Here is a 7772-nt window from a genome sequence, read left to right as displayed (position 1 = left end):
CCCAACCATCTCTCACTTGATGTGGGTTTTACCCAAACCGTCTCTCACTGGATGCCGGAACTGACCCTTTGGATAGGGGACGTACGACGGCGGCCGCGCGCCGCCGTCGTTCGCCTTACCCCGGCGTCTGGTCAGCAGGCCCGGGGCGGTCCGCTGGGATCGTCAGCGCCGGCGATGCGCCAGATGGCCCCGTCCCAGGACATCCGGTACTGAATAGTCCAGTCTGAGCAGGTTTGGCCGTCCCGTCCGTCCGCCGATGCCTGCTCGGTGCGCAGGACGGCGTCCACCGTGAGCTGGGCCCCGGACCCTGTAATTGAGTTGATGGTCAGCGCGCGCCAGAATGAGGTCCTCAGGCCCGCCTTCCACGTCTCGAACCCTTGAACCTCCGCTTGCAGCTCCGGCGTCAAGACAGCGAAAGCGGCTTCGTACGCGGCGCGGTTGATTCCCTGGCCATGCCTGAGCAGGCTCTGAATGACCCCGGACGCCTGCTCGTGGTCCGAATTGTTTGTTGTGATGATGTTGCTGCTGGTCGTTTCCGCCTCGTTGCTGCAGCTGGTCGGCGGAAGCGGAGTGCTCCGCTGGCCCCAGTCCGCTGCCGAGGCCGCGGCCATCGGCGCCTGCACGGCGTACCCCACACCCTCCGCGCCGAAGTCGTCCGCGCTTCTAGTGCCCAGCACCCACGCGCGTTTCGCGCTCACCACTCCCACCACCTTGCCGTCCATTAGAACCAGCGGGCCGCCGCTGTTGCCGGGGTTGATGGCGGTGTCCGTTTGTATCAGCCCGCGCAGTGTCCCTGCATCGCTGTTCACCTCCTGGTTCAGCGCGCTCACCCTTCCCGACGTAAAGGTCAGTCCGCTGTCCAGGGGGAACCCCAGGGCAGCGACTTCAACTCCTTGGGCCGGAACGGCCGGGGCGAAGCCGAACTGATGGCCGGAGAGTGCTTTTGCGGTTTTCAACAGGGCCAGGTCCTGTGTGTCATTGATCCCCAGGACCCGGGCGGACGTGTACTGGCCGTTGACGGAGACGTTGATGGCCACTTCGTTCTTGGCCACGTGGGCCGCCGTCATGATCAGGTCGTCCGCCACAAGGAACCCGGTACCCGCGCCGCCGCCGTCGCACAGGGTGACGGCGAGTTCGGCCACTCCGGAGTTGACCAGCTGGAAAGTCTCGGCCCAGGTCTTCGGCGCTGGCGTTCCGGTTGGCGTTGGCGTCATGGTCGCCGTTGCTGTTACCGAGAGAGTCGCGGCAGGCGGCGTGGAAGGGGGCGCGCCCTGTGGAGGTGCCGGCGAGGGCACGCACGCCGTCGCCAGCATCAGAACCAGGAGAGAGGGGGCGAGGCGGATATTGGTCTGGGCAGCTTTGCACTTCATGGGGCATCCTTATCTACGGTTCGTCGTGCCCAGGCCCCAGCCCCAATGCAGTAGGGCCACGCTAGCTAACGCCCAGGTGTGTCACAAAGCGCGACACGCGGCGGGGACTACCCCAAGTGGCTGTTGCATGTTGAGTTCCTGGATCTGCGATGCAGTCCAAAACTGCTCTGGGGATCGCGTGCGAAAACGGAGAGCCCGCTATCCGCATTCCAAATATGGGGAGGCTAGTTCATTGACTCATTTACGCGTTGTCGACATGCTCATAGCAACCCCTTCGGACGCTCAACTTGGAAGGGTCGACGCTTTTCCGGCCAAGAATATGACAACGGCCTACGCTGCGCGGTCGCGACATCGCTGTCAGGGCTCGCCCGATATTATCTGCAATTTTTTGCCCCACTGCGGGAGAGTTATGCCCCTCGCAGTTTAATTTGGAGGCTCTTATGTTTGGAAAATCCCATCGTTGGCTTGTGCCGCTTGCCGGGATTCTTGCGGTGCTTTTCATAGCCCCCTCCGCGGGCGCAGCAGTCAGCCGTCCTCCCGAGGTGCAGAATTTCTCATTCAACTTGGACGCGAAGAAAAAACAAGGGTGTTCCTTCGACGTCACAGTCACGGGCACCGGCGGGAAAATCACGCAGATAGTACTTCGCGACGGGCGCATTTTCTTCGCGGGGAAGGGTGTGCTGTTGACGTATACCAACGACACAAACGGCAACACCTATTCAGTCAACACCTCCGGATCAGTGGCTAAGTACGAGGTGAACCCGGACGGAACGGTCACGGCGACCTACACCGGCCACAACGGATTTGTTTACTTCGGGAACGATGCCCCTGGTGCCGGGATAACCCAATACACGGGAACGCTAGTTCTCACCCTGGAGTCGTTCGACACCTTCAAGGTGTTGTCTGTTGACGCTACCTCGGGTACCGCCGTGGATGTTTGCGAGGCCATCAAGTAGAAAAGAGTCTTAGATGTGAGAGATACCTATAACGGCAGTGTCCGCTGCCGTTGTAGGTGTCTTTACGTCTGCACAACACAACACCCTGGCCACAGCCGCCCGCCCGGCACGCCAGTCCGCCCGGGACGGCCACCAAGGCGGCGCCGGGGCCGACGGCTTCCTTGCGAATCGACGCTGATCCGCCGCCTCCGCCATCGGCCCCAGTCTGTTTTCAACACTTTGGACCCGGCAGCTCAAGAACAGGCAGGCATTGCGTCAAGAATTCCTCAAGACTGCAGCGGTCCCTGCGGTCCCAGCAGCGGCCCCGGTGGTCCCGAGGGAGATGACGTGCGGGCGGCCTTCCGTGGGTTCATGCACCACGTGCGCGTCGAGGCCGAACACCTCCAGCAAGCGGGCGGGCGTGATGACCTCCGCGGGGGTGCCTTGCGCCATGATGGCACCGTCCTTCATGGCAATGATGTGGTCCGAGTACCGGGCCGCGAGCGAGATGTCGTGCAGGACCATCACCACTGTGCGCCGGTGCTGCCGGTTCAGCCTGCGGACAAGTTCCAGCACGTCCACCTGGTGCGCCAGGTCCAGGTAGGTGGTGGGTTCATCCAGGAGCAGGATCCCCGTTTCCTGCGCCAGCGTCATGGAGATCCAGGCGCGCTGCCGCTGGCCGCCGGAGAGGTCGTCCAGCGGTGTATCGGCCAGTTCCAGGATGTCGGTGGCAGCCAGGGCCGCCTCCACCACTGACTCATCGGACACGGAAAACTGCTGGTACCACTTCTGCCGGGGGTGCCTGCCCCGGGACACGAGGTCCGCCACCGTGAGCCCCGACGGCGCCGTGGGCGTCTGCGGCAGCAGGCTGATCCGGGTGGCAATATGGCGGGTGGAATGCTTCCTCAGCGGGGCGCCGTCGAGGAACACCTCGCCGGCCCGCGGCGCCAGGAGCCTGCCCAGCCCCCTCAGCAGGGTGGACTTGCCGCAGCCGTTGGGCCCGATGATCGAGGTGACCTGCGCGTTGGGGATCTCGAGCGAGAGGTTGCTGATGATGTTGGCACCCTCGTAGCCGAGGCTGAGTCCGCTGGCGCGGAGGCCCTCCTGCTGCTCTGTGGACGTGTTCAACTCAGCCTCCGCTGGTACTTGAGGATCAGGTGGATCAGGAAGGGCGCGCCCACGACGGCCGTAGCCACGCCCACGGGCAGGGGAGCAGCAAGGACGTTCGCTGACAGTGTGTCCGCCGCGAGCACGAAGATGGCGCCCACCAGGGCGGAGACACCAATAGGGGGAACCACTGTGGAGGCCAGGGCGCGGGCAATGCGGGGGCTGGCCAGCGCAACGAATGCCACCGGCCCGGCTGCCACCGTGGCCACCGAAGCGAGCAGGACGGCGATGGTGAGGAGAACCAGCCGCACGGTGCCGATGCGGGTGCCGAGCCCGACGGCGGTGTCCTCACCCAGGCTGGTCAGCAGCAGCCACCTGCCGCTGGCCATGGCCGCCATGAGCAGCACGGCCGCGCTAAGCGCCAAGGGCTGCACGGTCTCCCATTCCTTCCCGTTCAGGGAACCCATCATCCAGGTAAGGGCCTGGGCGGCACTCGTCACGTCGCCCAGCGTCAGGATCCAGGTGGTGAGGCTTGCCGCCAGGCCGGAGATTCCAAGCCCGGCCAGCACCAGGCGGTAGCTGTCCAGGCCCCGCCGGTAGGAGAGCACGTACACGGCGATGCCGCTGAGGATGCCGGCGCCGAACGCCGCCGCCGGCATGCCTACAGTTGCCGCCGCACCGCTGAGCCCGGCATGCCCGCCGCCGGCGATCACCAGCACGCTGACGGCGCCCAGGGATGCCCCTGCCGTCACGCCCAGCAGGTCCGGGCTGGCCAGCGGGTTGCGTGCCACGGTTTGGGTGATGGCGCCTGCCGCGGCGAGGCAGGCACCGACGACGACGGCGGCAACCATGCGGGGTGCGCGGAACTCCGTCACCGCGAGGTGGATCCGGGGATTGGAGTCATCGCCGAGCAGGGCCCGGAGGACATCCGGGTATGCGATGGGGGTGCCGCCGAAGGCGACATGCAGCGCCATGGCGGCCACGGTGCCAAGGACGAGCAGCCCGGCAACAACCATGGCGCGGACGTTGAGGCGGACCGATACCGGCCCGGCGCGGAGCGCCCTGATGCTTGTGGCGCCCGCGCCAGGCTTTCGGAGCTGTGTTTCCTGCAGGACGGTCATAGCGTTGCCAGCCTCCGGCGCCGGGCCAGGTATACGAAGAACGGGGCGCCCACCACGGCCAGGACCACGGCGACGGACAGTTCCCCGGGGCGGGCGATGAGCCTGCCGGCGGTGTCCGCGAGCAGCACCATGGTTGCCCCGGTGAAGAGGGACAACGGAACGAGCCAACGGTAGTCCGGGCCCGTGATGGCACGGGTGAGGTGGGGGACCAGCAGCCCCGCGAAGGCGATGGGTCCGGCCAGCGTGACGGCAGTTCCGGCCAGCAGGGTGACGGCGCCAATGCCCACAGCACGGGCGCGCAGCACGGAGATGCCCAGGGAAACGGCGGTGTCTGATCCCAGGGCGAGGGCGTTCAGGGCGCGGATATTCGCCAGGGCAAGCGCCACCCCGGCAACGATGAACGGCCAGACCAGGTCAAGGGCGCCTGATCGCCCCGCCAGGGATCCCACCTGCCAGAACCGCAGGGTGTCCAGGGCCTGGTCGTTGAGCAGGACGATTCCCGCCACCAGCCCGGAACACAGGGCCGTGACAGCAGCGCCGGCCAGCACCAGGGTGACCGGGGTGGCGCCGAAGCGGGCCGCCGAACCGATCATGAACACCAGGACACTCGCCGCCAGCGCTCCGGCGAAGGCCAGCACCGCCTGGGTGAGGGCGGGGAGGTCGCCGGCCACCGCCGTCGCCGCAACGATGGCCAATGCCGCGCCCTGGTTGATGCCGAGCAGGCCGGGGTCCGCTACCGGATTACGGGTGTGTCCCTGCACCAGGGTCCCGGCCAGGCCCAGGCAGATCCCGGCGCAGACGCCCAGCACCGTCCGGGGCCACCGCAGTTCACGGATGGTCACGTCCATCACGTCCCCGGCGGGGGTGAAGACCGCGTGCCACACCTCCTGCAGCGACGAGGGCTGGCCGCCGATGCACAGGCTGAGCACGCCGGCCGCGAACAAGGCGAGGGCCGAAGCCAGAAGCCACGCCGTCCGGTTTCGGGGCGCCTTCCTGCCGGGGACGCCTGCGGGACCAGGGGAGGGATGCGCCGTCCGGGCTACGAACGGACCCGGCACTGGTCCAGCATTAAGCGTCTTCACATGCGGCTTTCTATTACGTCACGGGTTTGTGAGCTAATCCCCGAAGTCCTGCTACAGTCTACGGCAGGCACAGGTAAGCCTTACCTAACGCCTCGCATCCCCCGTAATCTTTCGAAGGCATCCCCGTGAAAATTCGCATCACCCGGCAGCTCACCGCTGCCGCCGCAGGCCTGGTGCTCCTGGCCACTGCCGCCTGCGCCTCCCCGGCAGCCATCACCAGCAGCACCACCTCCACCGCCGCGGAAGCGGCCGGCTTCCCGCTGACCATGGACCACACCATGGGCTCCACCACCATCGAATCCGCCCCCAAGCGCGTCGTTGCGCTGGACCCGAGCTACATCGACGCAGCCCTCCTGCTCGGGGCGGACCTGGTGGGCTACGTGCAGTACCGGCAGGACCCCACCGCTCCCTTCGCCCCTTACCTCGGCGACGTCGCCGAGGCCACCAAGGACTCGGTGAACGTGGGGACCCTGGCCGAACCCAACCTGGAGAAGATCCTCGAACTGCAGCCGGACCTGATCGTTTCCGCCAAGGTCCGCCATGAGGCCCTGTACACGCAGCTGTCCAAGATCGCGCCCACCATTTTCTCCGTGAGCACCGGACCCACGTGGAAGGAAAACGTGGTCTTCCTCGGCGAGGCCCTGGGCAAGAAGGCAAAGGCGGAAGAGCTGGTCAAGGCCTATGAGGACCGTGCCGCAAAGGTTGGCGCTGAGATCCTGGCCAAGAAACCGGACGCCACCTACTCCCTGGTCCGGTTTACCGGCGGCGACACCGCCCGCCTGTACTCCTCCAAATCGTTCATCGGCGAGATCATGGCCGACATGAACATCCCGCGGCCCAAGGACCAGCCGGACAGCGAGAAGGAAATCTTCGTGCCGCTGTCCGCGGAGCAGATCCTGCAGGGCGACGCCGGCCTGGTCATGGTCAGCGCGTTCACGCCGGCCGGAGCCGAAGGTGACAAGGCACGCGCCCAGCGGGAGGCCTTCACGTCCAACCCGCTGTGGCAGCGGCTCCAGGGCGAAGTCATCGACGTGGACGACGCCACGTTCCTGGCCTCGGTCAGCATCCAGGGCGCCCACGCGGTGATCACCGACCTGGCCAAGCACTACGGCGTGGACCCGCAGCTGCCCTAATGCTGCGAACGGCTGCTTCAACACCGGTTTCCCGGCACCCTGTCCGGGTATTCGAGGCAGTGGTGGCGGAGGTGCGGGACCTTGGCCCGCACTTCCGCCGCATCACACTGGCCAGTCCGTCGCTGCGGGCTTTCGGGGTACCGGAACCCACCCTGGACCTCCGCGTCAAGCTGATCCTGCCCAACCAGGGTCACCCCCTCACAACCCCCGGCGCCCCCGACGGCACCCTGCAGGCAGGCTGGTACCAGGCCTGGCTCCGGCAGGAGCAGCCGGGCCGGGGTTTCATCCGCAGCTACACCGTCCGGGCCTTCCGCCGGGGCCCCGGCGGACCGCACATCGACATCGACTTTGTGCTCCATGACGGCCCCGGTGCCCACGCCGGGCCAGGTTCGGCCTGGGCGCGGAACGCCGTGCCCGGGCAGCCGGCATGGTTCGTTGGACCCGACGCCTCAGCGGTGACTGCCGCCACGCCCCTCCCGGAGGCCGGCATCAACTGGAAGCCGGGCGGTGCGCGGCACGTCCTGCTCGCCGGCGACGAAACCGCCGTCCCGGCCATCAGCTCCATCCTTGAGGCCCTTCCCGCGCACCTCTCCGGAAACGCCTACCTGGAAGTCCCTGATGCAACAGACGTCCAGCCAATCACTACCCGCAGCCGCGTCAGGATCATCTGGCTGAACCGCGACGGCGGCGCCGTCCCCCACGGCCAGCGCCTGGAGCAGGCGGTCGGGCACGCCGTCGCCGCCAACAGCATCCTGCCGGACACCTACGCATGGGTGGGCGCTGAGGCGGGAACCGTGAGGAACCTCCGCCGCTGCCTTGCTGGCGCCGGGCTTGATGCACGGACGTCCGAGTTCCGCGGCTACTGGAGCCACGGCAAGGCCGGTTCCGGGGCCAACGGCATTCCGCTGGCAGCTATTTAGGCTAGCTTTGTGTATCGCGCCGCGGGACGCCATAGCAGCTTTCCCGCATCGAATTCTTTCTTGACGGCAATTCCATCGGCGTCGCCACGTCAATGGTCCCGGAC

7 protein-coding genes are annotated in these 7772 nt (G+C 66.7%); 3 read left to right on the top strand and 4 right to left on the bottom strand.

Annotation, left to right across the window (positions count from 1 at the left end; genetic code table 11):
• Positions 1–131: 131 nt before the first annotated feature.
• Positions 132–1370 carry a serine protease gene (locus tag Q9R30_RS16660; RefSeq protein WP_311218286.1) on the bottom strand — a complete coding sequence of 413 codons (1239 nt, stop codon included), beginning with the start codon at positions 1368–1370 and terminating at the stop codon, positions 132–134.
• 440 nt (positions 1371–1810) lie between these two features.
• On the opposite strand from Q9R30_RS16660, the gene Q9R30_RS16655 reads away from it, so the two are divergent.
• Entirely contained in the window at positions 1811–2326 is a 516-nt protein-coding gene (locus Q9R30_RS16655; RefSeq protein WP_158677258.1) for a hypothetical protein, read from the top strand.
• Positions 2327–2581: 255 nt separating this feature from the next.
• On the opposite strand, the gene Q9R30_RS16650 is transcribed toward Q9R30_RS16655, so the two are convergent.
• The 3 genes from Q9R30_RS16650 to Q9R30_RS16640 are packed head-to-tail and all read right to left on the bottom strand — an operon-like array spanning position 2582 to position 5615.
• Positions 2582–3433, bottom strand: a complete 852-nt coding sequence (locus Q9R30_RS16650; protein ID WP_311218285.1) for an ABC transporter ATP-binding protein — start codon at positions 3431–3433, stop codon at positions 2582–2584.
• Positions 3430–4533, bottom strand: coding sequence for an iron ABC transporter permease (locus Q9R30_RS16645; RefSeq protein WP_311218284.1), 1104 nt, complete (start codon positions 4531–4533; stop codon positions 3430–3432). Before Q9R30_RS16645 ends, Q9R30_RS16650 begins: the two co-directional genes overlap by 4 nt.
• Positions 4530–5615, bottom strand: a complete 1086-nt coding sequence (locus tag Q9R30_RS16640) for an iron ABC transporter permease (RefSeq protein ID WP_311218283.1) — start codon at positions 5613–5615, stop codon at positions 4530–4532. Before Q9R30_RS16640 ends, Q9R30_RS16645 begins: the two co-directional genes overlap by 4 nt.
• 125 nt (positions 5616–5740) lie before the next feature.
• On the opposite strand from Q9R30_RS16640, the gene Q9R30_RS16635 reads away from it, so the two are divergent.
• Together Q9R30_RS16635 and Q9R30_RS16630 are read left to right on the top strand one after the other, a co-directional pair.
• The gene (locus Q9R30_RS16635) at positions 5741–6748 is read left to right on the top strand and encodes an iron-siderophore ABC transporter substrate-binding protein (protein ID WP_311218282.1); all 1008 of its coding nucleotides are present in this window, start codon (positions 5741–5743) and stop codon (positions 6746–6748) included.
• Positions 6748–7668, top strand: coding sequence for a siderophore-interacting protein (locus Q9R30_RS16630; RefSeq protein WP_311218281.1), 921 nt, complete (start codon positions 6748–6750; stop codon positions 7666–7668). Before Q9R30_RS16635 ends, Q9R30_RS16630 begins: the two co-directional genes overlap by 1 nt.
• Positions 7669–7772: the final 104 nt, after the last annotated feature.

The sequence above is a fragment of the Arthrobacter sp. AB6 genome, from assembly GCF_031844545.1.
GTDB lineage: Bacteria > Actinomycetota > Actinomycetes > Actinomycetales > Micrococcaceae > Arthrobacter.
This window is presented reverse-complemented; position numbering and strand designations above follow the sequence as displayed.